The following is a 26,304-nucleotide window of genomic DNA, read 5'->3' as shown; positions in this document are numbered from 1 at the left end:
ATATTGGAAGTCTAAAATCTGAAATCTGACATCTAATATCTAAAAACAAAAAAATGGCAAAACGTACAGATATAAAAACAATTTTAGTAATCGGTTCAGGACCAATCATTATCGGTCAGGCAGCGGAATTCGATTACGCAGGAACGCAGGCTTGTCTTTCATTGAGAGAGGAAGGATACAAGGTAATTCTGATCAATTCAAACCCTGCAACGATTATGACAGATGTTGAAATTGCAGATAAAGTATACATCGAGCCGATTTCACTTCAGTTTGTCAGTCACATCATCAGAAAAGAACGTCCTGATGCGCTTTTACCGACTTTGGGCGGTCAGACGGGTCTGAACATGGCGGTGGAGCTTGAAAAATCGGGAATTCTTGAAGAATGTAAAGTGGAAGTTTTGGGAACAACACTTTCAGCCATTAACAGAGCGGAAGACAGAGATCTGTTCCGTGAATTGATGAGAGAACTGAACGAACCGGTTCCGGAATCTGATATTGTCAATACAGTTGAGGGAGCGATTCGTTTTGCTGAAGAAATCGGATATCCTGTGATTGTCCGTCCTGCCTTTACGATGGGGGGAACAGGTGGTGGAATTGCTGGCAATGAAGCTGAACTGAAAGAAATTGCTGAATTGGGATTAAAATACAGCCCGGTGACGCAGTGTCTGATTGAAAGATCGATCGCAGGTTTCAAAGAAATAGAATATGAGGTAATGCGTGATGCGAACGACAATGCAATTGTGGTTTGTAACATGGAAAATATAGATCCGGTTGGAGTTCACACCGGTGATTCAATCGTAGTGGCACCTTCCCAGACGCTTTCGGACAGAGAATATCAGCTGTTGAGAAATGCTTCACTGAAGATCATCAGAGCCTTGGGGATCGAAGGAGGATGTAACGTACAGCTGGCTTTAGATCCGCATTCATTTGATTATTATATCATTGAGGTTAATCCAAGGGTTTCCCGTTCATCAGCTTTGGCAAGTAAAGCGACCGGATATCCGATTGCAAAAATTGCTGCAAAAATTGCGGTAGGACTTACTTTGGATGAAATCATGAATCCGGTTACAGGTAAGACGTACGCCTGTTTCGAACCGGCTTTGGACTATGTAGTAACCAAATTCCCAAGATTCCCTTTCGATAAATTTGAGACGGCAGACAGAAGACTTTCAACTCAGATGAAAGCAACGGGAGAAGTCATGGCAATCGGAAGAAATTTCGAGGAATCTCTCCAGAAAGCGGTGCGCTCCCTGGAAACAGGATTGAGACATTTAGGTTTAAAAACAAAACAGGCAGCAGCGCTGACCGATGAAGATATAGAAAGAAGAATCCGGGTTTGTGATGATGAAAGACTGTTTATCATCTGTGACGCTTTAAGAAGAGGATATGACTGGGAGCAAATTGTGGAATGGAGTAAAATCGATAAATTCTTCATCTGGAAATTAAAAAAATTAGTTGATTTCGAAAAAACAATCGCAGCGAACAGATTCGACAGAGAAATTTTAATTCAATCTAAAAAATTAGGTTTCTCCGATCAGAATATTGCTCATTTATGGGAATCTACTCAGAGAGAAGTCTACAACTTCAGAAAAGAAAACGGGATCATTCCGGTTTATAAGATGGTAGATACCTGTGCGGCTGAATTTGAATCTGAAACCCCTTATTTCTACGGAACTTACGAGGAGGAAAATGAATCTGTAGTTACCGATAAAGAAAAAATCATCGTATTAGGTTCCGGACCTATCAGAATTGGCCAGGGGGTTGAGTTTGATTACGCAACCGTTCATTCTGTTTGGGCGATCAAAGAGATGGGGTATGAAGCGATTATCATCAACAATAATCCTGAAACCGTATCTACCGACTTCTCGATTTCAGATAAACTATACTTCGAGCCTTTAACGGAAGAAGACGTGATGAGCATCATCGATCTTGAAAAGCCAAAAGGGGTTGTGGTACAGTTTGGAGGGCAAACGGCAATCAATTTAGCAGATAAATTAGCTGCTTACGGCGTTCAGATTTTAGGAACTTCTCTCGAAGACCTGGACAGAGCTGAAAACAGAAATAAATTTGAGAAGGCACTGCAGGAAATGAATATTCCGCAGCCTTTAGGAAAAACTTCGACTTCAAAAGAAGAAGCGATCGTGATTGCGAACGAAATTGGTTATCCGGTTTTGGTACGTCCAAGCTATGTTTTGGGAGGAAGAGCGATGGAAATTGTTTATACTGAAGCAGAGTTGGCGCATTATATGGAATTTGCGGTAGATGCAAGTCCTGATCAGCCGGTTTTGGTTGACCGTTATATCACGGGAAGAGAAGTGGAAGTAGATGCGATCTGCGATGGTGAAACTGTTATTATTCCCGGAATCATGGAGCACATCGAAAGAGCAGGAGTTCACTCAGGAGATTCAATTGCCGTGTATCCGCCACAGAATGTTTCTCAGGCAGAAATTGATACGTTGGTAGATTATACCGAAAGACTGGCTAAAGGATTGAATGTGATTGGTCTGATGAATATCCAGTATGTTCTTTCTGAAGGGAATGTCTATGTGATCGAGGTAAACCCGCGTTCATCCAGAACGGTTCCTTTCCTTTCAAAAATTACCGATGTTCCGATGGCCAACTTAGCGACAAAAGCTATTTTGGGACAGAAACTGAAAGATTTAGGTTACAAAAACGGATTGGTTCCTAATAAAGAGGGCGTTTTCGTTAAAGTTCCTGTGTTTTCTTTCTCCAAATTAACGAAAGTGGATATCTCCTTAGGACCTGAAATGAAGTCTACCGGAGAAGTGATGGGGAAAGATACCACTCTGGAAAAAGCTTTATACAAGGGATTGGTTGCAGCAGGAAGAAAAGTTCCGATGCACGGATCTATCCTATTCACAGTAGCCGATAAACACAAGCAGGAAGCTGCTGACCTGGCAGAAAGATTCCATGAAGTTGGTTTCAGAATCTGGGCAACGGAAGGAACGGCTAAATTCTTCGAAGAAAAAGGCATTCCATGCAAAATAGGATACAAAATCGGAGAGGAGAGTGTGAATTTAATCGACCTAATCCAAAAAGGAAAAGTACAGTATGTTGTCAACACGATGACGAAAGGAAAACAGTCTGAAAGAGATGGTTTCCAGATCAGAAGAATGAGTGTTGAAAACGGTGTTCCCTGTTTAACATCAATGGATACGGTTGAAGCAATTTTGAAAGTGATTGAAAGTATGAGCTTTAAGATGGAGACGATGTAGTTCAGATTAAAATAAAAGTAAAAGCGGAAGATTTTTTCTTCCGCTTTTTTTATGAGTATTTTTCAGGATTTTGAAATGTATGAAAAACTCTTGTAATAACAATAATCTTAGCTACGTTATCTACTGTATAAAATATTAAGAATGGAAATTTCTTCATCAGTTTTCCGTGAAAATCTTCAAACCAAATTTTAAAATAGGGATTTTTAGAAATTGTTCCTAAAGTGGATTTGAAATCTTTGAAGAATTGATCGGTAACTTTTTGATTTACTTAAGTTTTACAGTAAAGATAAAAATGTTCGATATCTGCTTTTGCTTCATCAGAAATGCTCATCTTAAATTTAATATTTTGAACTCATTTAATTAAGAAAAGTGTCAATTTCAGTGTATTGTTCATATGATCTTTTTTTTATTTTCTGAAGACCTTCTTTTTGTTCATCAGAAAGCTTAAAACCACTGTTTTCTTCTTCCAAAATTTCTTCAAGATATTCCTAATATTCTCTCCAAATATTTTCTGGAGCGTCTTTAAGAATTTGATTAATGTTTTTTAGGGTTGCAGATTCCATCTTTTTTTGTTCTAAACAAATTTATAAATTTATTTGAATTTGAATAAAATTATAATCATATTTATCACAAACTCCTATCCAAATGTACATACCCTCCATCCACATGAATCAGTTGCCCTGTCGTGTGCGAAGATTTTTCGGATAAAAGAAACGCAGCCATATTCGCAATTTCTTCAGAAGTTGTCATTCTGTTTTCTAAAGGTATTTTTGAAGTAATACTCTTCAGCTTTTCTTCCGGATTTTCAAAAGTAGAGATCCACGATTCGTAAAGAGGAGTCCATGCTTCTGCCACAATAATCGCATTCACACGGATGCCGTAAGGTAAAAGTTCCACAGCCCATTCTCTGGTCAAAGCGTTCCTGGCTCCGTTTGCAGCGGCATAACCGGAAGTTCCGCCCTGTCCGGTTTCTGCAGTCTTACTTCCGATATTCAAAATTGAACCTTTACTTTCCTTAAGATACGAGAGCGCATGATGCACCAAAAGATAATAATGCACCACATTTTTATGATAGGATGAAATAAAACCTTCATAAGAACCATTTTCCAATCCAACACCATCGTTGACACCAGCGTTGTTGACAATTCCATCGATTTTACCGTATTTTTTCACGACTTCATCAATGGCTTTTTTACATTCTTCAGGTTGGGAAAGTTCGGCAGTTACAAAATCAGCTTTGCCACCATTTTCAACGATTTCCTGAACAGCTTTTTTGTTGTCTTCTGCATTTCTTCCAATAATGATTGGAACTGCATTTTCTTCTGCTAAAATTTTAGCAATACCGTTTCCGATGCCTTTGGCACCGCCACTTACGATGATTATCTTATGGTCTAAATTTAAATTCATAATGTTTTTTTTAACGCAAAGTGCGCAAAGATTTTTTTAATATTATACTGAATATTTGACGTCCGCAAAGGCGTTTCACTCAGCAAGACCAAGTCTTTAATTTATCACATTCTCCCAACAGAAATCTTTGATTTTTAAAACTTATGTGTTCTAAATATTTTCAAAGCATGAAACTTAAATCTAATGTGACTCATGTGTCAAAATTTTTTGTAACTTTTTACTACGTCGAATCCTTGATTTGTAGTTGGAAAATCATAATTTTTAAAACTTATTTATGTATTCTAAAATATTCTCAAAGCATGAAACTTAAATCTAATATGACTTATGTGTCAAAATCTTTCGTGCCTTGTGACTACGTCGAATCCTTGATTTGTGGTTAGAAAATCATAATTTTTAAAACTTATGTGCTCTAAATATTCACAAAGCATTAAACTAAAATCTAATGTGACTTATGTGTCAAAATCTTTCGTGCCTTGTGACTACGTCGAATCTTTGATTTGTAGTTGTGAAATCATAATTTGTAAAACTTGTGTGCTCTAAATATTCACAAAGCATTAAACTTAAATCTAATGTGACTCATGTGTCAAAATCTTTCGTGTCTTGTGACTACGTCGCATCTTTGATTTGTAGTTTGAAAATCATAATTTGTAAAACTTATGTGCTCTAAATATTCACAAAGCATTAAACTAAAATCTAATGTGACTTATGTGTCAAAATCTTTCGTGCCTTGTCAATACGTCGAATCCTTGATTTGTAGTTGGAAAATCATAATTTTTAAAACTTATGTGCTCTAAAATATTCTCAAAGCATGAAACTTAAATCTAATGTGACTTATGTGTCAAAATCTTTCGTGCCTTTTGATTACGTCGAATCCTTGATTTGTGGTCGGAAAATCATAATTTTTAAAACTTATGTGCTCTAAAATATTCTCAAAGCATGAAACTTAAATCTAATGTGACCTATGTGTCAAAATCTTTCGTGCCTTTTGACTACATCGAATCTTTGATTTGTAGTTTGAAAATCATAATTTTTAAAACTTATGTGCTCTAAATATTCACAAAGCATTAAACTAAAATCTAATGTGACTTATGTGTCAAAATCTTTCGTGCCTTGTGACTACGTCGAATCTTTGATTTGTAGTTGGAAAATCATAATTTTTAAAACTTATGTGCTCTAAAATATTCTCAAAGCATGAAACTTAAATCTAATGTGACTCATGTGTCAAAATCTTTCGTGCCTTGTGACTACGTCGAATCTTTGATTTGTAGTTGGAAAATCATAATTTGTAAAACTTATGTGCTCTAATTATTCCCAACGCATTAAACTAAAATCTAATGTGACTCATGTGTCAGAATTCTCTATGGTTTAAAAATCATAGTCTGTAAAATTTCACAGCATTTCCAGAAAAAAAATGTTCCTGTTCCTCTGTTGAAAATTGTTCCAAATATTTAGAAATCAGTTCCATCCACAAAGCATAATTTCCTCCCAAAAGCATCACTGGCCAGTCGCTTCCAAAAACCAACCTTTTAATTCCAAATTTTGCAAAAACAAAATCTAAGGCTTCAAAAATAGCTTTTTCATCAATTAAATTCCAGTTTCCTTGTGTCAAAAGTCCTGAAATTTTACAAAAAACATTTGGGTTTTGAGCCAATGCTGTAATATTCTGTTTCCAGTCTTTTAAGTTATTTGTTGTTAAATCCGGTTTTCCGCAATGATCTAAAATGAAAGGTTGATCGGGTAATTTTTCGGAAAGTTTTACTGCATCAGAAAGTTGATTTTGTCTTAGCAAAATGTCAAAAGTATAATCAAACTGATGAAGCTTCGAAATTCCATTAAGAACATTTTCTTTTAATAAAAAACCAAGATCTTCTCCTTCAGCGACGTGCCTAAAACCTTTGATTTTTTCAGACTGATAATTTTCGAGCGAATCTTCAAGTCTTTCAGAAGTCAAATCAATCCAGCCCACAACTCCTTTGATAAAAAGATTTTCTTTCGCCGAATTCACCAGAAAAGCCGTTTCCTCAACACTTTGACTCGCTTGAACCGCAATGCAGCCATCAACCTGATTTTCATTTAAATAAATTGAAAAATCCTCCGGCAGAAAATCTTTTTGAATAGCATTCATTTCATCCGTAATCCATGCATCCCGAACCGGATCAAACTTCCAAAAATGTACGTGAGAATCAATAATCATTTTTAATTATTTTTACTAAAATGTAATTTACAGTGAAAATATTTTATCCATCAACCGCCACTTTTCTCCAGGCTTCGAATTGGGCAGCTGCTGTTGAAATTTCCACATCAGTTCCTCCCATTCCTGCACTTTTGAATTGTTTTTATCAGTCTCATTTTTAGTTGCGAAAGAAAAGTTTTCATCAGCCTCTATCATCATCAGTAATCTGTTCTGTACGCGGTATATTTCCATATGTATAATTCCCGAATCCAAAATACTCTGTTTCACTTCAGGCCATACATTTTGGTGATACGTGTCGTATTCTGCAATCAATTCAGGATCATCAATCAGATCGAGGGCAAGACAAAATTTATTCATTCACCGTAAGCTTTTACGTTTTGTTTACTGCTTCCCAAACCGTCAATTCCCAATTCTACCACATCTCCCGGTTTCAGGTACCAGGGCTCGGGTTTTTGTCCCAAACCGACACCGGCAGGTGTTCCTGTACTGATAATGTCTCCCGGTAACAGGGTCATAAACTGACTGATGTAACTCACTATAAAAGGCACATCAAAAATAAGGTTGGAAGTATTTCCGTCCTGTAAGATCTGTCCATTGACTTTAAGCCACAGACGCAGATTATGAACATCTTCAATTTCATCAGGCGTTGCAATGAAGGGGCCTATCGGCGCAAAAGTATCGCAGCTTTTTCCTTTTACCCACTGTCCGTTTCGTTCCAACTGAAAGGCTCTTTCACTGTAGTCGTTATGCAAAACGTAACCTGCAATGTGTTCAAGCGCGTTTTCTTCAGAAACATAGCTTGTCTTTTTTCCGATGACGATGCCTAATTCAACTTCCCAGTCGGTTTTTGTACTGTTTTTAGGAATAATCAAATCATCATCAGGACCTGTGATTGCAGTTGTAGCCTTAAAAAATAAAATAGGTTCCTGTGGAATCGGAGCATTGGTCTCAGCGGCGTGATCTTTATAATTAAGCCCGACACAGATGATTTTGGAAGGTCTTGCCAAAGGCGGTCCCAATCTTTCATCAGGAGAAATTTCGGGTAAATTCTGGGTGTTTATTTCAGATTTCAAATTTTCCAGGGCATCTCCTGAAAAAAAGTTTTCATCATAATCTTTGATGAGGTGGGAAACGTCATATCTTTTTTCACCAATGATTACTCCAGGTTTTTCGTATCCCGGTTTTCCGAATTTTATCAATTTCATTTTAATCTTTTGTTTTTATATGAATATTTTAATCTTTTAAAGCACAGTTCACAGAGACATTTGACTGACGTCGAAATAACAATCATCAGCTAAAGGAAGATGATCTTCGATTTCATTCAGCTGAGATCATAGAGTTTATATAACTTAAGTTGTTTATGATTAAAAAAGATCGTTAATCTTTAATTGTTCAGAGTTGTAAAGCCCCCGTCGATAGGATAATCTACACCGGTAATGAATGAAGCTTCGTCACTGCATAGGTAAAGAGCTAAAGAAGCAATTTCCTCAGGTTGGGCCATTCGCCCGATAGGTTGGGTTTTTGACAGTTTTTCAAACATTTCTTCGACATTGTCCGGATAATTATTTTTTAAAAATCCGTCAACGAAAGGGGTGTGTACCCGTGCCGGAGAAATCGAGTTACAACGGATATTTTCATTAATATAATCTTTGGCAACACTCATCGTCATTGCCTTCACTGCGCCTTTGGCCGTACTGTACGCAAAACGGTCAGGAATTCCAACCAGTGCGGCAATGGAAGCCATATTGATAATCACACCGCCGCCCGATTTTCTAATCTGAGGAAGGGCGGCGAAGAGACAGTTATAAACGCCTTTGATATTGACATTATAAATTCTGTCGAAATCCTCTTCTGAAGTGGTATCTGCTTTTCCGATGTGGGCAATTCCGGCATTATTGACCAGGATATGGATCGCTCCGACCTTATCGAAAACGGCTAAAACATCTTTCTGTTTTGAAACATCACAGGCATACACAGCAGCATTTCCCCCGGAAGATTGTATTTTTTCCAGCGTTCCCTGTCCGTATTCTTTTGTAATTTCGAGAATGTGAACTTCTGCTCCGTTCGCTGCAAGCTGAACCGCAATAGCCTGTCCAATCCCGCTTCCACCGCCTGTGACAACAGCTTTTTTATTTTTTAGTGAAAACATGTATATCTTTTATTTACTATTTTATTACTCATCTTAGTTTTGGTGATTTTGTTTTTAAGCCACCCCTCCAAAAGTGGAATTAATGGGCGTTTTACTTTTAACCTGATTCTTTTTACTTTCAACTCGGCTTCCCTTACAGACTCACCCCTCTCTTCCAGGGAATGAAATCGTCCTGATTCAAGGCAACCGCCTTAGGAATTTTGTTTCCGCTGGCAACTTCAATACAGAAATCCAAAATATCTTCTCCCATTTCCTGAATGGTTTTTTCTCCACGCACCACTGCCCCAGTATCAATATCTATGATATCCGGCATTTTCGTCGCCAGTACCGTATTGGTTGACACTTTGATGACCGGGCAAACCGGATTTCCTGTAGGAGTACCCAGACCGGTAGTAAATAAAATTAACGTGGCACCTGATGCTGCCTGTCCTGTGGTGGCCTCGACATCATTTCCCGGTGTGCAGACCAGGCTTAATCCCGCTTTTACTGCGGGTTCGGTATAATCCAAAACATCTGCAACAGGGGAGGAACCTCCTTTTTTTGCGGCGCCTGCAGACTTAATGGCATCCGTGATCAATCCGTCTTTAATGTTTCCCGGTGAGGGATTCATGTAAAATCCTGAACCTACTGCGTGGGCGAGTTCATCATATTCTGTCATCAGCCTGATGAATTTTTCTGCGGTGGGCTGATCTACAGCTCGGTCGATCAATTCCTGTTCGGCTCCGCATAATTCTGGGAATTCGGCAAGTAAAACTTTTGCTCCCAAAACGGAGAGAATATCTGCAAGATGCCCGACAGCCGGATTTGCCGATATGCCACTGAAACCATCGCTTCCGCCACACTTCACACCAACACAAAGTTTGCTGATCGGTGCATCTTCACGCTCGATTGTATTAATTTCCTGAAGTCCTTTCAGTGTTTCAAAAATCGCATTTTTGATCATGGTTTCTTCACTGACCGCTTTCTGCTGTTCAAAAACGAGTAAAGGTTTATCAAAATCAGGATTGCGGTTATACAAATCCCGTTTGAAATTATCGATCTGAAGATGCTGACAGCCGAGGCTTAACAAAGTTACTCCTGCCACATTGGGATGGTCTGCGTAAGCTGCCAAAAGTTTGCTCAGGGAATCTGAGTCCTGCCTTGTTCCGCCGCAACCGCCGGTGTGATTCAGAAATTTAATGCCGTCCACATTTTTAAAAACTTTCTCTTTTTCCGGAATATTCGAAGGCGAAAAATCAAGTTCATCCAAATTATCTCCTTTGGAAATCGCTTCTACAAGTTGATGCGTGTAATCTTTGTATTTTGCATCGACAGCGTATCCCAAACTGTCATAAAGTGATTCTTTGATAATATCAAGATTACGGTTTTCGCAGAAAACAGTCGGAATAAACAGCCAGTAATTGGCCGTTCCCACATCACCATTTGAACGGTGGTACCCTTTAAAAGTTTTATGCAAAAATCTGGAAACGTCAGGTTTTGTCCACTGATAATCCACATCACGGTAGTAAAACGGATCAGCAGCATGTTTTGTATTATCCGTTGTCATTCTCGTTCCTGATGCCAAATCATATTGAACTTTTCCCACCAAAACACCGTACATGAAAATTTCATCGCCCTGTTTCATATCATTCATAAAAAATTTATGTTTGGCAGGGATGGCTTCCAAAGTGGTGTATGAATTTCCTTCAAAGAGAATTTCAGTTTCCGCAGGAATATCCTGAAGCGCAACCAAAACGTTGTCTTTTGGATTTATTTTTAAAATTAAATTGCTCATTTTTAGTTAAAATTGAATGTCTGTTGTGTTGTTTTTTGAACACAAAGTTCTCTAATTTTTTTTTCTACTTACTGTCTTTTAGTTTCACAAAGGCGTTTCACTTAACCAAGATTATAGATATTTTTTTACATTAATTATATTGCAGACTTTTTATTTCTGAATCGTAATGAAAATAGAAATACAATGATAAAACAGAGTAGAGGAACTGCATAAGAAAAATGAATATTCCCCGAAATATCTGTAATCTTGCTCGCAATCGGTGGAATAATCGCGCCTCCAACAATCGACATAATCAGTAAACTTGAAGCAGGTTTTGTATCTGATCCAGCACCTTCAATTCCCAAAGCGAAAATCGTTGGGAACATGATGGACATGAAGAACGTCAAGCCAACCAACGCGTACAAAGTCGAAATTCCTGATCCAAAGATGACCCAAACCGTAAGAGCAGTGCTGATCACGCTGTAAATTCTTAATAGTTTTTGTGGCGAAATATATTTCATCAGAAAAGTTCCTGCAAAACGGCCGACCATAAATAAAAATCCTGCTACACCCGCATAATATTTAGCTTCCTGACCTTTCATATCAATAGCATCTTCGGCAAAAACCAAAAGGAAACTGAAGATGTAAATCTGCGCACCGATGTAAAAAAACTGTGCTAAAACTCCCCATCCTACATTTTTCACGCTTAAAACCTGAAAGTAGTTCTTTGTAGATTTCTCATCGCTTTCTGTCACCTCAGGCAGTTTGATAAAGAGAAACAGAAAGATGACCAACAAAAGAATTAAGCCTAAAATAATATAAGGTCCTTTTACCAGTGAAGTTTCAGCCTGAATGTAAGCTAATTTTGCTGCCTGACCGAATTTCACAAGTTCTTCCTGCGATTTCGGTTCTTCACTCAAGATGAAAATTCCGCCAACTATTGGAGCAATCGAAGCTGCCAAACCGTTGAAAGACTGTGCAAAGTTTAATCTCTGTGTGGCTTTTTCAGGAGGTCCTAAAACAGTGATGTACGGATTGGCTGCCGTCTCTAAAATGGCCAGACCACAGGATAAAACGAATAAAGCCCCAAGAAAAAATGGGTAACTGACTGTATTGGCCGCTGGAACAAACAGAAAACATCCTGCTGCGAAGAAGAATAACCCGACCAGAATTCCTGTTTTGTAACCGTATTTCTGAATAATCATTCCTGCCGGAATTGCCAGTAAAAAGTATGCAGCAAAAACTGCAGAATCTACTAACGAAGCCTGGAAATGATTTAACTGAAATGCACTTCGCAAATGTTTGATCAGAATAGGATCCAGATTATGAATAAATCCCCAAAAGAAAAACAAACTCGTAATAAGAATGAGAGGGAAACTGTAGTTTCTCTTTTTTGATGAAGGAGAAAATGAGTTCCCGAAATCTGTTTTATTCATTGATTCTGTTAATTTTTTATGATTGCTTTACAGCTTAGAATTAAAATCTTAATCGGACAGATACTGTTTATTTTGAATGCTATATCTGACGGATTTTTCTTTTAAACTTTAACTTCTTCTGAAATTTAAATGTATAATAATTTTTCGAATAAAAAATTGACAGAGCAGGATAGTACAAGATAGTGTCATTATTCCTGTAATTTATTGATGATTTGTTATTTATTTTGGGTGTTTAATGAAATTATTTCATTATAAATTTGAGAAAGTAATAAGTAATTAAGGTTAGAATCTGAAATAGAATAAAAACGAAAAAAAAATCTTCCGCTTTTTTGACAGATGCTTCGGTGGATTTTGTGAAGCATAAAAAATTACAGTTATTCTTATGTATTCAGCTCTGCTAACGCTCCAAAATTTCAAAAAAATATTTCCTGATGGACTTTATGCACAATCTTCAAAATACAAATTGATTTTGACCCTTAATTGACCTTATAGAAAGGTTCATTAAAATGCTTACTTGCTTTAATGTACACCTTATTTCTTTCTGCATCAAAAATCCAGTTGAACCTTTTCAACAGATCTGCACCGAAATAATTTCGTTTTTGTAATTTAAGATCTCCGGTAAAAAACCCTGCACTGACGTCTTTTAACAGAAAACTTCCCACCTTCATGAAAGGTAAAATTCCCTGTTTGGTAACAACACTTTGTCCTGCTGAGTTTTTCATTGTTTTTTCACCCGTTACTTTCAGTTTTTTATACAGATACTTTCCGTCTGTAAATGCATTGCTGTAAATCAATCCACCGGAATATCCCGACTGCAGGAGAAAATAAACTTCGTGCTGTTCATTTTCAATCACATTATCTGCCACGATATAGAACTGTCCGTTTTCTGAGAATAAAGGAATGGCCTCGTAACCTGCGACATCCGGCATTTTATCGTAAATAACAAATTTGTTATGATCATAATCGATTTTAAACGTTTTTCCTTTAAAAATTCCGGTTCCGATTTTTCCGTCAGCTTCATGACCTGTCAGTTCGCTGTTAAAAAATCTGATGTTTTTATATTTTTTATTTCCGATTTTTACTGTATTATCATCACTGATTTCATCTTTAAAGAGAATATGATCTGCTTTTCTGATTCGTTCAGGCGAAACTGAAGCATCCTCCATCGCAATCTGAAACATCAGATGGAGAGAATCGGTATCATTTACTAAAGCTTTAACAATAATGTTATTATGTTTTGTGATTCGGAACGGGATGGTTTCCTGAGACTTAGCAAAAATATGAGCAGACAGAAAAAGGACCAGACTAATTTTATTAAACATTCTGTAATAGGTTAGGAGAGAGGTTTAAAGATAAAAAATTACCAGATATTTTAATTAATTTAACCTGAGTTCGGGATAAACAATTTTTTAAATAATTGATTTTCAATATAATGCTATTTTATCGCAAAGAAAAACAAAGAAATTCTACTTTTGAAACGCTTTTAAGTTAAACAATGCCACTTCGTTTATCAAAGCTATGCAAGAATTTTGTATTACCTTGATAAGTTTCACGCCTTTGTCTATCATAAATCTTAGAAAATCACGTAATTACTATTTTTGTTTAGCCTTGCGTTTTACAGAGCCTTATCCTGAACTGAGGTTAATTTAAAAAATTATTATCAGGATTATGATTCAAAAATTATTGGAAAGTGATATTTTTTCTCAAAAAAGAAAGTTAGCAAGAAATGAATACTTAAAAATTGCAGGAAGTATCGATACCAATATTTATTTTGTTGAAGATGGAAGCCTTCGTATTTTCATCATGGATGAAAATGAATAACGGGTTATCAGATTTGGATATGCTGGAAATATTACTGGTTTCATTCGATTCTATAGAGCAGTAAGTGAATTTTTCAGTCATACAGAAGCACTATGAAGAACACAAAAATTATTGAACCCGGAGAAGGCTATTTTGTTTTGATTTTGTATTTTTATCAAAATTTAAAAAAGTGAAAAAATTACTATTTGCAGTTTGCATTTCAGCTTCAGCTTTCAGTTTTGCGCAGGATTATTCTGTACCGGCTGCAAGTCCGCGTCAACAGGTAGAACAGCAGTTTTCTATGTCTAAAATTACTATTGATTACGGTAGACCCGGCGTAAAAGGACGTAAGATATTCGGAGAACTGGTTCCTTATGGTCAGGTGTGGAGAGCAGGGGCTAATTCTTCTACAAAAATTACTTTCGGACAGTCTATCAATTTCGGAGGAAAAATTGTTGCGGCAGGCACGTACGGTCTGTTTATCGTTCCTACAGAAAAAGAATGGAAAGTCATCTTAAATAAGGATTTCCAGCAGTGGGGTGCGTATACCTACGATCCAAAACAGGATGTGGTAGATGTTACCGTACCTGTCAATAAACTGGCAGACAAACAGGAGTGGTTTGAAATTACTTTGAATCCAACCGATGAGAACTCCGGAAATTTAGTGATCAAATGGGATATGAATCAGGCTGAAGTTGCTTTGAAACCGGCAAAACCTGAAGCGGTAACCAAGATCGCCGAAAAATTAAAAGAAATCAAGAAAATAGAATCTGACGCAGCGAAAGCAAAGAGCTAAGAAATAATTTTATCAAAATGAATTTCTCTATTCAACCTGTTTTAGAAAACACAGAATATCAACTGATCCCCTTACAGCAAGGGGATTTTGAATTGTTGTATGAAGTTGCTTCCGATCCAAGGGTCTGGGAACAGCATCCGAATAAAGACCGCTACAAAAGGGAAGTATTTGAAACATTTTTTAAGGGGGCCATGGAAAGCAAAGGTGCTTTTAAAATTGTTGAAAAATCAACCGGAAATATATTGGGCAGTACCCGTTTCTACGATTTTGATGAATCCAAAAGCAGTATTTTTATCGGTTACACCTTTTACGGAACCGATTCCTGGGGAAAAGGCATCAATCCGCAGATTAAAAAGCTGATGCTGAATTATATCTTTCAGTTTGTCAATCATGTCTATTTCCATATCGGAAAGGAAAACTTCAGGTCGCAGACTGCTCTGGAAAGAATAGGCGGACAAAAAATCGGCGAAGAAGAAGTTGCTTATTTTGGAGAGGCTGCGAGGACTAATTTTGTGTATGAGGTGAGGAAGGGGGAGTGATGTATCAATGGGATCAATGTAACAATGTAGCAATGGGTGTTAATGTAGCAATGTAGCAATGGTGTTAATGTATCAATGGGGGTTAATGTCTCAATGTAATTTAATGTAGTAATGTAACAATTTATCAATGTTGGTATGGTAGTAATGTGATAACCTTTCAATATATCAGTGTAATACAGTGGTTTATTTGATAATTTAAATTGATATAATACAAAAAGACAATATACTAATTGATGAGTTATTGGTAAATTATAAGATTGGTAAATTTTTCACATTATTGAATTATCAGATTGCTGAATTGTTACATTAAAAACATTACTACATTGATACATTATCTAAACAGATAGTTTCTTTTGAAAAGGAAGGTTTTGATAAGAAAGAAGTGAAGCTGGGGAAGAATTTCAATGCAGTATTTCTTTTAAATATTCTCTTTGGAGGGGTGATCGGTGTTGGAATCGATGCCGCTACAGGGTCACTGACGAAATATTCTCCGAAAGAGTATCAGGTCGAACTGGAAAGCAAATAATCAGGCGGTAAAAAGTTTTAAAAAAAACGCTTCGGTTCAATGAGAGACCGAAGCGTTTTTTATTTATTTTAAAATTTCCTGTAAAAACATCAGCGTATGATTCCATGCTCTTTTTGCCATTACGGGATTGTAATCCGCAGATTTGGGATCGGTAAACGTATGCTTTGAGTTGGCATAGGTAATGATCTGCCAGTCTGCTTTTCCGTCTTTCATCTCCTTAACCAGATTGTTGTAATCTTCAGGCGTTACCCCCGTATCTTCGGCAGGATTTTCTACCAGGATTTTGGTGGAGATCGCGTCATTGGGTCTTGACTGGTCCTTTCCGATGCTTCCGTGAATGGAAACAACCCCGACAACCGGCAGTTTTCCTCTTGCTGATTCTAAAGCTCCTGTTCCGCCGAAGCAATATCCGATCACGGCAATCTTTTCAGGAATGGCTCCGTTTTTTTTCAGCTGCTCTAACGCCAGAGAAATTCTCTTCTGGTAGGCCTGGTAATCTTTTTTATAGAAACCGGCCGTTTTTGCTGCAGATGCATTGTCCGTTGGAATATTTCCTTCACCGTAAATGTCGGCGATAAAGGCAACATAGCCCTGTTTTTCCAAATCAGCCGCTGCAGTTTTTGCTTCGTCATCAATTCCTTTCCATGCGGGAAGGATCAAAACTCCGGGAAGTTTTTTTCCTGCATTGGAGGTAACTAATCCGTTTAACTTCTGTGAACCGTCCTGATAAGACACTTTTTTAAGGTTCTGGCCGAAAGCTGATGCAGAGGCAAGAAGAATCGTGGTAATGAAGATTGATTTGATCATATTTTTGTAATTGTTTAGCACAGATAATACGCATCATTTTACATGCCACTGTTGATGATGGATATTTGAAGGGGTAAAGAATGTGCTGTTGGCTGTGAAAACTTCATCGCTTATGTAGCGAAAACAGATTTAGGTAATGTAATAAATCAGTGCATTTCAATCATATCACGGTCTGTAAAACTGGTATTCCCCATTTTCGTAAAAGGCATTGATATGCTGCAGACCATTCGTTAAAACGATTTCTGAGGCACCGATAATGGAGTTGTAGCGGGCGGTCTGTTCGAACGTTTTTTCAGTCAGTTTAATTTGCGGAGCTTTGCATTCGATCAGGATTTTTGGCTGTGCTTTTTCCGTTACCAGAAGGTCAATTCTTTTGGTTAAACCATTCAGGACTATCTTTTTTTCGGTAACAAGGGCAGATACAGAATACGATTTTACAGTAAGGTAATAATGGACCCAATGCTGCCGCACCCATTCTTCAGGCGTGAGCAAAAGATACGTTTTGCGTATGAGGTCATAGATAAAAAACTTATCTTTGTCTTTCTTGAATTTAAAATCAAAAGTTTCCTGAAAATTCAGTTTGGGAAGTTCCATTAATTAAGATGAAAGAATTAGATTTAATCCTCAAAAATATTAAAAATAAAGAAGTTTTACCGATTTATTTTTTCCACGGAGAAGAACCTTACTTTATTGACGTTGCTGTAAAAGCCCTTGAACACGACTTTTTGGAAGAAGACGAAAAAGCTTTCAATCAAACCGTAACCTACGGTAAAGATACGACCTATCAGGAAGTGCTTTCGCTGGCAAGGCAGTTTCCGATGATGGGTGACAAACAGGTGATCATTGTCAAGGAAGCCCAGGATTTAAAATTCAATGATGAGGAAAGCAGGGCTCTGGAAGCGTATGTTGAAAATCCGGTTCCTTCCACGGTTCTGGTTTTTGCGCACAAACATAAAAAGTTAGACAGCAGGAAAAAAGTGACCAAAACGTTGGCAAAGATCAATGCGCTTTTTCTGAGTGAGTCTTTTAAGGATCACAATCTTCCGAAATGGATTGCTGATGAATGTATCAGGCTTCAGATCAAAACAGCCCCGAATATTTCCCATCTTTTAGCAGAGTATCTTGGAAATGACCTTTCCAGAATTTCGAATGAACTGGGGAAACTGAAAATTATTTTGAAAGAAGGGCAGGTTTTGGACGGAACGATTGTCGAAAATCATATCGGGATCAGCAAGGAATTCAATGTGTTTGAACTTCAGAAAGCCTTAGGGACAAAAAACGCAAACACTGCCTTTAAGATTGCTCATTTTATGGGCAAGAATCCGAAAAACAATCCGTTTGTGATGTTGCTGTCGAGCCTTTATAATTATTTCTCAAATGTAATTATCTACAGTACAATGATTGGTCAGTCCCCGCAGCTGATTGCCTCGCAAATGGGCGTGAACCCTTATTTTTTGAAAGATTATGCTGAAGCAGCAAGACTGTATCCGTTAAAACATTCTACAAGAGTAATTTCGATTCTCAGGGAATTTGACATGAAAGGGAAAGGCCTGGGAGCGGTCAACATGAGTGAGGCTGAGCTGATCAAAGAGTTAGTCTACAAAATTATCAATGTTGATAAAATTAAAATGAAAGTGTAGAGGGTGAATGGTAAGTAGTCAATTTTGCGGAGCAGGTGGATTTTTTTATGAAATTTACAGCATCACTGAATCAGGAATATTTACGATTGACAGTTGACATATTTAATATTGAAAACTATCATTAATTTAACTTTAATAAAACATTAAAAATTACGAACTTTGTCGTCTTAAAATTAAAATCTTTTTGAAAAGAGAATTATGGAAGAAAATATTTTAGATTGTGTGATCGTAGGATCCGGGCCTTCTGGTTTTACCGCTGCAATTTATGCCGCAAGAGCAGACCTGAAACCACAGTTATATACTGGTTTAGAGCCGGGTGGACAATTGACGACAACTACTGAAGTTGATAATTTCCCTGGTTATCCTGCAGGAATCACAGGTCCTGAAATGATGATGGATCTGCAGAAACAGGCAGAAAGATTTGATACCAAAGTACATTACGAAATGATCACCAAAGCTGAGTTTTCTCAGGAAGTGGGAGGGATTCATAAGTTGTATGCCGGAAATAAAGAGATTTTTGCCAAGTCTGTTATTATATCAACTGGTGCAACGGCAAAATATTTAGGTTTAGACGACGAAAAAAAATATAACGGAGGCGGAGTTTCTGCATGCGCTACCTGCGACGGGTTTTTCTACAGAGGAAAAGATGTTGTCGTGGTAGGAGCAGGAGATACTGCTGCTGAGGAAGCAACATATCTTGCAAAGCTTGTGAATAAAGTAACGATGCTGGTAAGAAAAGACGAGTTCAGAGCTTCAAAGGCAATGATTCACAGAGTGTCCAACACCCCGAATATCGAAGTGAAATTTCACCACGAACTGATCGGGATTGAAGGAGAAAATAATCTGGTTGAAAGAGCCGTGGTGATCAACAACCAGACTCAGGAAAAGTCTACCATTGACGTACACGGAATTTTCATCGCTATCGGTCACAAACCGAATACGGATATTTTCGCAGGTCAGATCAATCTTGACGAGAACGGATATATCCAGACTGAGAAAGGTACTGCAAAAACAAATCTGCCGGGTGTTTTCGCAGCGGGGGATGTTCAGGATCACATCTACAGACAGGCGATTACAGCAGCAGGAAGCGGATGTATGGCGGCTATGGATGCAGAAAAGTATCTGGCAGAACTGCCTTAATCTAACTTAAACATAATGAAGCGCACCCCATCTGGTGCGCTTTTCAGTTACCATGAGAAATATACTGTACATTTTTCTGGGTGGGGGAGCCGGGAGTATTGCCCGGTACCTGATTTCACACTACACACAAAAACTGTGGACGGTTAATTCATTTCCGCTAGGTACTTTCCTTGTGAATATTTCCGGATGCCTGATGATCGGATTTCTGACCTCTTATTTCATGAAGACGGACACTTACCTGAAATATCTTCTGATCACAGGATTTTGCGGTGGTTTTACAACCTTCTCGACGTTTTCTGTAGAAAGTTATTCCTTATGGCAACAGCAGGATTATATGACCTTATTTTTGTATCTGATACTCAGTGTGGGAATGGGTTTTGCAGCCGTAATCCTCGGAATGAAGCTCGAAGCATTGTCCTGAATGAAATCCTGTAAATTAATTCACCTGATTTTTAACGGATTAATCTCAGACTGAAAATTTTTTGAAATAATATTTTGTCAGAATTGAAAAACAGTCTATATTTGCACCACTGAAAACGCAGATGATATCTGAGTTAAGGAGAGATGGCAGAGTGGTCGATTGCGATAGTCTTGAAAACTATTGACTGTAACAGGTCCGGGGGTTCGAATCCCTCTCTCTCCGCAAGTCGGGGAACCAAAATAAGCTAAAACGCGCTAAACATCAATGTTTACCGCGTTTTTTGTTTTAGCGCTAGTATCAAAAAAAATCAAAATAGGTCACGATTTATATGACCTAATCCGTGACCCATCTGAAAAATTTGAAAATGGGTCACGAAAAATTCAGGGAAACCCGACCAATAGGCAGTCTAACGATTGTACATCTTGCAAAAAGTGGTAACAAAAACTAAATTATTAAACAATTAAAGTTACCACACAATGAACAGAACATTCAACCTGTTATTCTTTATCAAAAAGAATAAAATCAGAACCAACGGAACCGCTCCAATCTACTTGCGAATCACGATAGACGGCAAGGCAGCGGACATTGCCGCTAAAAGGTACATCGACCCGAAGAAATGGGATGTTAAAGCACACAAGGCACTAGGTAATTCGCAAGAAGCCAAAACATTGAATCTTTATCTTAAAACTTTGGAACAGCAAGTTTACGATTCTCACTACCAGATGCTGAAAGAAGAAGATTTTGTAACATCAGAAAGTTTAAAATCTAAACTACTTGGAACCGATATTTCCACAAGAATGCTCATTCCTATTTTTCAGGATCACAATGATAAAGTAGAAGCACTGGTAGGTCAGGATTTTGCGCCCGGAACATTGGAGCGTTATAAAACATCGTTAAAGCATACGCAGGAATTTCTAATCTGGAAATATAAAACTTCTGATATTGACATTACAAAGATCGACCACGCCTTCATAATGGATTATGACTTCTGGCTTCGAAGTGTGCGTAAATGCGCAAACAATACTGCGGTAAAGTACATCAAGAATTTCAAAAAGATCATTCGGTTATGTATGGCAAATGGATGGCTCTCAAAAGATCCTTTTCTAAGCTACAAAGCAAAGCTTAAGGTAGTAGAACGTCCATATCTTACCAAGGAAGAAATTCAGGCGATTTATGAAAAGGAATTTGCATCAGAAAGATTGAACCAAGTTCGTGATATTTTTCTTTTCAGTTGCTATACCGGTTTGGCGTATGTTGATGTAAAGAAATTGACGAAATCTAACGTCAATATTGGAATAGATGGCGACCAATGGATATTCACATATCGTCAGAAAACGGATACCTCAACCAGAATTCCATTATTACCTTTAGCTCAGGAACTGATCTTGAAGTATGAGGACCATCCGGAATGTGTAAATTCAAATGTCTTGTTTCCCGTACTCAGTAATCAAAAAATGAATTCCTATCTCAAAGAAATTGTGAACGTTTGTGGAATTAATAAAGAGTTGACATTTCATATTGCAAGACATACATTCGCCACTACTGTTACATTGTCTAATGGTGTACCCATTGAAAGTGTTAGCAAAATGCTTGGTCACACCAATATAAAGACGACACAGCATTATGCTAAGATCTTGGATAAGAAAGTAAGCGATGATATGAAACTTCTCAGAGAGAAACTTCAGCCATAGAAAAATTAATTTAATTATCTTTTCTTAACAACAATATAAAAAAAGTCAAAAATCTATTTCAAATATAAACCTATCCATCTAGTTTGTAATTAGATGATATTAATGAAAGTATTATAGTAATTCTAGAGAAATTATGATTAGGAAATTAACGATATTATGAATAGTAATTATAGTATTACTCTTGTGTGTGCCACAAATTAAATTTCATCAAAATAAGCTTCGTTTGTTTGAATATTTAAATTTTGCTCTAAATATTTTGCTTGGTTATAGACATATCCTTTATATCCTACACTCTTTAAAACTAATTTACTGATTAAAGTAAATAGTTTTGCTGATACATAGGCCATGTACAAGTTCGTCTTATCCTCGTCTATTTCGTCATCCTTTTTCAAAAGAATATTGCCGTGAAGCAAATCATTACGATGTTCAATGATAACAATATCATGCAAGCTTAATGGTATTCCAAGTTGCTCAAAAGGACGGGTTAATTTTTCATTGTTTGTCAAATGTGCTTTATTGATAGGTTTATTAATTTCATTAAGTCTTCTTTTCAGTTTTAACGTATTTGTATTGCTCAAATTTTGAGAATTTGTATCAATGACTTCGTGTAATTCTTTTAAAATTTTATCAAAAAGTTTGGGTTGGCTTATTGGTTTTTCGAGTCCAATTTCTTCCAAGCTTAAATGCTTAGATAGTTGCTCAATGATACAAGCAAATGAACTAGGAATTATCAATAAAGATCGAATCGATGTTGCTTCTAACAGAACCAAAATTGCTGCAGAAAACTCTGGTTCATTATGTATCTTGCAGACAAGTTTTGAAAAAGTAGCTAGAGTTATTCTTGTTAATTTATTTAAATAAAGGTCAGCAATATTTCTTTCAATATCTAAATAGGAATAGGGATTTGTTATAATTGGGTTATACATACCTCTTAGAGTTGGTCTGATATAATTAGAATAATAACAATTTCCAGCTTGATCAAATGTGAATTTTTCTCCTCCTACCATTAATTTATTAATAAAGCCAATTGCTTGTTGAATGGAAAAGCAAATACTTGAAAAATCATCGTAAGTATTTTCTTGTAAGCACTCAAAAACATAGAATCCTTTTCCATTATATTTTACTTGTACGACATCAAAATCTTTTTCATTCACACTTACGCGAATACAGTTGTAAGCATATTCGTCACCGTCACTTTGATAGGTCACGGTTTCAAATTCTCTATGAAATGTATTAATATCTTTTATATCAGTTTCGAAGAATGCTTTGTAACAACCTTTTTGTTTAAATTTTTCTGATTTAAAACTGTTAAGTTCAACTATTGTTTCAAAACTGATAGATTTGTCAGCTTTTAATTCTGTATGATTACTTGTGTTTCCAATATTATCTGTTTTATAAATATTACCATCAATAAAGATAATAGCTCTGTATTATCAAATTCATGATCAATCAATCTTGCATTAATTAGTAGTGAAACTTGACCTTTCGTCTTTGTTAAAAATGCGTCGGTTTGCTTATCGTCAACTATATCAATTTTTAATTTATTTAAAGAATTTATATTGTCAATGAATATTAATTCTTTTTTTAAAGATTTATTATTTTCTATACGTCTTGTTAAATTATGCATCTAATATTAAAGTTTGAGTATTAAGGATTCGATGTTGATGAAACTGAAAAATACCCAGTGGAAAAAAAATACAATAAATTCTCCAGTTTCATATTTTAGAAATATTATTCAGGTTGGTGTTTTTGTATTACAGATATATCTTGAACGAAAATCTTTAGACCCGTGTAACCATTTACTTCTTTAATTGTATTGATTAAACAATATTTGGCAATATTTGATTGACTTAACTCTATTTTTTCAGAAGCTTTTTTGCCTACAAATGTTTTGTTATTATTGTTATATGCCATAACAAAATTTAAATTATAAATTGGATTATTTACTTTTTCAAAAATAGAATCAAAATCAATTTTCTTCTTTGAGCTTAAATTATATTTTTCAATCGTATTTCTAAAGTATGTGCTTCCATTAATATTCTTAATATCATTAATAAATCTTTTTGCAGACAATTTAACTTGAAGGGCTAAATCTCTCATACTGGCTGAAAAACTATTTTTTACGTGAACAAAGTAGATGTCATTTCCCTCAATGATCAATAGATCACATAATTCTATATTGTCAAGTATCTTTTTGTCAAAAACATAATAATTATCACCGATATGACTTTTGTTATAAGAGTCTTCATTATCATCTTCATTCCAACTATTTAAAATGGTTTTCTGTAGTTCATATTTCTCATACAATTCTTTAGCTTCACCATTTAATTTTTCAATGAATGAATTTTCTAAATAATACCAAGATTTGTCAATTCTAAAATACTTTAAACCTTCAAATGTAACTTCTGCTGTAATATGATTAAGTAGACTTTCTACCGTATGAGGCTTTTCTTTTCCATTGACAAAACTTAATATTTTTGTTCCTTTAATTTTTTTTGTCATATTATCATAATCAGCGATATTTTTTAAAGTCCTGTAAATGGATTGAATAGCTTTTATATAAATCTTTTTTCTATCGATTATGTATTCAATATCATCACTTTTTTGATATGGGATTTTTACTTGATATTTATCTGCTTCATAAAATAGATCTATCTGCGAGGGATGTATAAGTTCTATTACATTATTCGTCAGATGATAGGCTACTTGCTCGTAAAGAGCAATATCTTGCATAATCAATTCTAATAAATGATAATCTAATTTTTCATATAGTGTATCATTTTTAACTTTCTGGAATAACGAAAGTTGTATGTAATTTCCATTGTTCTTTATTTTATCAATTTCAATAATCAGCATTTTAAGTTCATCAAAACTGATTTTTTTTCTAATTGAAAAGTAGGAACCAACTTCCATAAGTGTTTTTTCTTTTTCCTCAATTAAGTCTCTGAATATTGATTTTTTTAATTCTTCACGTATTACAATTTTAAGTTTTGTGGGTATTTCAGAATAATCTAATGTTTCTAAAAGTGTCTGATTAAAGTTATAAACATTGTTATTTTGCGAAATATTAGTTGTTATACTTCTTTTGCCACCTTCAATCACAATATCTTCATCTGGTTTGGCAATTCCAGAATAGATATCAATTCCGAACTTGGTATCAATGTACTTTCTTATTACACTGGCTCCACTTCCACCAATAGAACAATATATATTATCATTGTAGTAAATAAACAATACAAATGAAAATTCAATAATATCGAATTTATGCTTCTCAGATATTTCGGGAGGTAGAAATGTTTTCCAGTAGAAATTGTCTTGTGGTAAATGAAATCCATAAGATAATATTTTAAAATCCCCATCTGTATTAGTTTCGAAAGTTCGTGATGCTAATTCATAATCTTTATATGTAGCTTTTAGAAAGCCTGTATGATTATCTATTATTTTTGCTACTTTTTCTTCGAAGCTAAGATTTTTTAAATCAGAATTATTTTTATCAATGCAGAAAATTTTTAGTTTAACTTTTTTGTTCATCAGTTATAGTTTTTTTAGAAATTGATATCGAGAAGCAAACAAACCAAAGTTTATAATAATCCTATTAATGTTGTTTTAGTTTTCTTTTAAATATTTCCCATTTTTCAAATAGAGAATGCCAGTTTGTTTCTATATCTATTATTTTAGATGATTGTTCTTCAAAATGGTTGATTAGAAAAATTAATTGTAAATAGCTTTCTTCACTGATAACTTTTACTTGTTTAAGTAAAAAATCAATCACTTCATCTATAGTGGGTCTGCTTAATGATTGTATTGACAGCATTTCTCTTATAAAATTTATATAAACTTTATCTATGTCAAAGTTCCCAGATTCTATTTTACAGCCATTTGCTACCCATTTTATCCAATGTTCATCTCTAGTCCATTTTTTTGAATTCCCATTTTGTGGTTCGGGCCAATAATCACTTATTTTAATACCGATAGGATGATAACCATTTGTTAACAATTCAAAGAAAATTATTCCTATTGCAAAAATGTCAGTAGCAGAATTTAAATCAGTTTTGTTCCATTGTTCAGGTGCCATATATGGTTTTGATCCATCGTGTATATTGATATCAGTAAAACCATTTGCAAGTCCAAAATCAGCAACTATTGCCAAATTGTAGATATCTAAATCTGGCAAGTCTTTAAATTGCTCTTTAACATTTTGAATAAATATGTTTGAGGGCTTAAGATCTTGGTGAGAAACTAATCCCTTTTTATAGCAGTGCCTTAGTCCTACGCATGTATAAACAAGTAATGAAAGTTTTGTTAAAATTGAGGCTTCTGTGGCTTTTATTAGTTTTGCCAAATCACTACCCCAATATCTAAAAGATACCACGGGAGTATTTAGAAGAATGTCAAAATCAGAAGGCCAATGAACAAATTTATGGTAATAGAAAGATAACTGAAGTTGCATCTCCCTAACAAATCTTTTTCCAGTCTCCTCATTGGAAGTATTTTTGAGTGGCTTTGGTATCTTAATACAAGAATAACGAGGATATGTATTATATCCGTGATCAAAAACAAATATTTTACCACACATGCCCCCGCTGACCTCAATACATTTTGCACCGTTCTCAAAATTTTCGAGCAACTTTATTTGATCTTCTTTTTCTAATTCAAAAAACATTTTATTTTTTATCGTGTTTTTGTTTAGTTCTAAAATTATTGTTGAATGGAAAAATGATATTTAAACAAAAAATAGTCTATTTGTTTAAATATCAACTTTATAACAG

At 35.7% G+C, this 26,304-nt stretch carries 22 protein-coding genes and 1 tRNA gene; 10 read left to right on the top strand and 13 right to left on the bottom strand.

Translation table 11 applies throughout. The features are described 5' to 3' along the window. Positions 1-53 precede the first annotated feature (53 nt). Positions 54-3,236 carry a carbamoyl-phosphate synthase large subunit gene (carB, locus tag AC2A07_RS03470; RefSeq protein WP_314496065.1) on the top strand — a complete coding sequence of 1,061 codons (3,183 nt, stop codon included), beginning with the start codon at positions 54-56 and terminating at the stop codon, positions 3,234-3,236. Positions 3,237-3,863: 627 nt separating this feature from the next. On the opposite strand, the gene AC2A07_RS03465 is transcribed toward carB, so the two are convergent. From AC2A07_RS03465 to AC2A07_RS03430, 8 genes are all read right to left on the bottom strand, one after another. After that, on the bottom strand, positions 3,864-4,643 hold the full coding sequence (locus AC2A07_RS03465) for an L-fucose dehydrogenase (RefSeq protein WP_484049224.1): 780 nt from the start codon (positions 4,641-4,643) through the stop codon (positions 3,864-3,866). Between the two features lie 1,372 nt (positions 4,644-6,015). Then, positions 6,016-6,837: an amidohydrolase family protein gene (locus AC2A07_RS03460; RefSeq protein WP_484049223.1), complete on the bottom strand. Its 822-nt coding sequence runs from the start codon at positions 6,835-6,837 to the stop codon at positions 6,016-6,018. A gap of 27 nt (positions 6,838-6,864) precedes the next feature. Further along, a complete protein-coding gene (locus AC2A07_RS03455; protein ID WP_484049222.1) occupies positions 6,865-7,194 on the bottom strand; it encodes an L-rhamnose mutarotase in 330 nt (109 codons plus the stop codon). Beyond that, a complete protein-coding gene (locus tag AC2A07_RS03450) occupies positions 7,191-8,042 on the bottom strand; it encodes a fumarylacetoacetate hydrolase family protein (RefSeq protein ID WP_484049221.1) in 852 nt (283 codons plus the stop codon). Before AC2A07_RS03450 ends, AC2A07_RS03455 begins: the two co-directional genes overlap by 4 nt. A gap of 179 nt (positions 8,043-8,221) precedes the next feature. Beyond that, the gene (locus AC2A07_RS03445; protein ID WP_484049220.1) at positions 8,222-8,986 is read right to left on the bottom strand and encodes an SDR family NAD(P)-dependent oxidoreductase; all 765 of its coding nucleotides are present in this window, start codon (positions 8,984-8,986) and stop codon (positions 8,222-8,224) included. Between the two features lie 133 nt (positions 8,987-9,119). Further along, positions 9,120-10,760, bottom strand: coding sequence for a UxaA family hydrolase (locus tag AC2A07_RS03440; protein WP_484049219.1), 1,641 nt, complete (start codon positions 10,758-10,760; stop codon positions 9,120-9,122). A gap of 134 nt (positions 10,761-10,894) precedes the next feature. Then, positions 10,895-12,175, bottom strand: coding sequence for an L-fucose:H+ symporter permease (gene fucP, locus AC2A07_RS03435; RefSeq protein ID WP_484049218.1), 1,281 nt, complete (start codon positions 12,173-12,175; stop codon positions 10,895-10,897). Between the two features lie 476 nt (positions 12,176-12,651). Beyond that, entirely contained in the window at positions 12,652-13,497 is an 846-nt protein-coding gene (locus tag AC2A07_RS03430; RefSeq protein ID WP_484049217.1) for a hypothetical protein, read from the bottom strand. Between the two features lie 346 nt (positions 13,498-13,843). On the opposite strand from AC2A07_RS03430, the gene AC2A07_RS03425 reads away from it, so the two are divergent. From AC2A07_RS03425 to AC2A07_RS03410, 4 genes are all read left to right on the top strand, one after another. Further along, entirely contained in the window at positions 13,844-13,996 is a 153-nt protein-coding gene (locus AC2A07_RS03425; protein ID WP_484049216.1) for a hypothetical protein, read from the top strand. A 169-nt stretch (positions 13,997-14,165) separates the two neighbouring features. Continuing rightward, the gene (locus tag AC2A07_RS03420) at positions 14,166-14,771 is read left to right on the top strand and encodes a DUF2911 domain-containing protein (protein ID WP_484049215.1); all 606 of its coding nucleotides are present in this window, start codon (positions 14,166-14,168) and stop codon (positions 14,769-14,771) included. A 17-nt stretch (positions 14,772-14,788) separates the two neighbouring features. Beyond that, the gene (locus tag AC2A07_RS03415; protein ID WP_484049214.1) at positions 14,789-15,310 is read left to right on the top strand and encodes a GNAT family N-acetyltransferase; all 522 of its coding nucleotides are present in this window, start codon (positions 14,789-14,791) and stop codon (positions 15,308-15,310) included. Between the two features lie 382 nt (positions 15,311-15,692). Beyond that, positions 15,693-15,836 carry a hypothetical protein gene (locus tag AC2A07_RS03410; RefSeq protein ID WP_484049213.1) on the top strand — a complete coding sequence of 48 codons (144 nt, stop codon included), beginning with the start codon at positions 15,693-15,695 and terminating at the stop codon, positions 15,834-15,836. Between the two features lie 63 nt (positions 15,837-15,899). Here the strand turns inward: AC2A07_RS03410 and AC2A07_RS03405 are convergent, their stop codons facing one another. Further along, positions 15,900-16,643: a dienelactone hydrolase family protein gene (locus AC2A07_RS03405; protein WP_484049212.1), complete on the bottom strand. Its 744-nt coding sequence runs from the start codon at positions 16,641-16,643 to the stop codon at positions 15,900-15,902. A 165-nt stretch (positions 16,644-16,808) separates the two neighbouring features. Continuing rightward, on the bottom strand, positions 16,809-17,237 hold the full coding sequence (locus tag AC2A07_RS03400) for a type I restriction enzyme HsdR N-terminal domain-containing protein (protein ID WP_484049211.1): 429 nt from the start codon (positions 17,235-17,237) through the stop codon (positions 16,809-16,811). Between the two features lie 8 nt (positions 17,238-17,245). Between AC2A07_RS03400 and holA the strand changes: the two genes are divergently transcribed. The 5 genes from holA to AC2A07_RS03375 all read left to right on the top strand — a co-directional run bounded on the left by holA (position 17,246) and on the right by AC2A07_RS03375 (position 21,535). Continuing rightward, positions 17,246-18,283 (top strand): DNA polymerase III subunit delta, encoded by a 1,038-nt coding sequence (gene holA / locus AC2A07_RS03395; protein WP_484049210.1) that lies wholly within the window; start codon positions 17,246-17,248, stop codon positions 18,281-18,283. A 198-nt stretch (positions 18,284-18,481) separates the two neighbouring features. Next, entirely contained in the window at positions 18,482-19,423 is a 942-nt protein-coding gene (gene trxB / locus AC2A07_RS03390; RefSeq protein ID WP_484049209.1) for a thioredoxin-disulfide reductase, read from the top strand. 52 nt (positions 19,424-19,475) lie between these two features. Next, a complete protein-coding gene (gene crcB / locus AC2A07_RS03385; protein ID WP_484049208.1) occupies positions 19,476-19,844 on the top strand; it encodes a fluoride efflux transporter CrcB in 369 nt (122 codons plus the stop codon). Positions 19,845-19,981: 137 nt separating this feature from the next. Next, positions 19,982-20,066, top strand: a tRNA-Ser gene (locus tag AC2A07_RS03380). A gap of 254 nt (positions 20,067-20,320) precedes the next feature. Beyond that, entirely contained in the window at positions 20,321-21,535 is a 1,215-nt protein-coding gene (locus AC2A07_RS03375) for a site-specific integrase (RefSeq protein ID WP_484049207.1), read from the top strand. Between the two features lie 197 nt (positions 21,536-21,732). On the opposite strand, the gene AC2A07_RS03370 is transcribed toward AC2A07_RS03375, so the two are convergent. The 3 genes from AC2A07_RS03370 to AC2A07_RS03360 all read right to left on the bottom strand — a co-directional run bounded on the left by AC2A07_RS03370 (position 21,733) and on the right by AC2A07_RS03360 (position 26,198). After that, on the bottom strand, positions 21,733-22,743 hold the full coding sequence (locus tag AC2A07_RS03370; protein WP_484049206.1) for a hypothetical protein: 1,011 nt from the start codon (positions 22,741-22,743) through the stop codon (positions 21,733-21,735). A gap of 523 nt (positions 22,744-23,266) precedes the next feature. Then, positions 23,267-25,066 carry a DUF6119 family protein gene (locus AC2A07_RS03365; RefSeq protein WP_484049205.1) on the bottom strand — a complete coding sequence of 600 codons (1,800 nt, stop codon included), beginning with the start codon at positions 25,064-25,066 and terminating at the stop codon, positions 23,267-23,269. Positions 25,067-25,130: 64 nt separating this feature from the next. Next, complete coding sequence (locus tag AC2A07_RS03360; protein ID WP_317739366.1) at positions 25,131-26,198, bottom strand: protein kinase domain-containing protein; 1,068 nt, start codon at positions 26,196-26,198, stop codon at positions 25,131-25,133. Between the last annotated feature and the right edge of the window lie 106 nt (positions 26,199-26,304).

It is taken from the genome of Chryseobacterium sp. HNCC26DJ238 (assembly GCF_057180465.1).
Note: the sequence above shows the minus strand (reverse complement) of the source record. Positions and strands in the feature narration are given on the sequence as shown.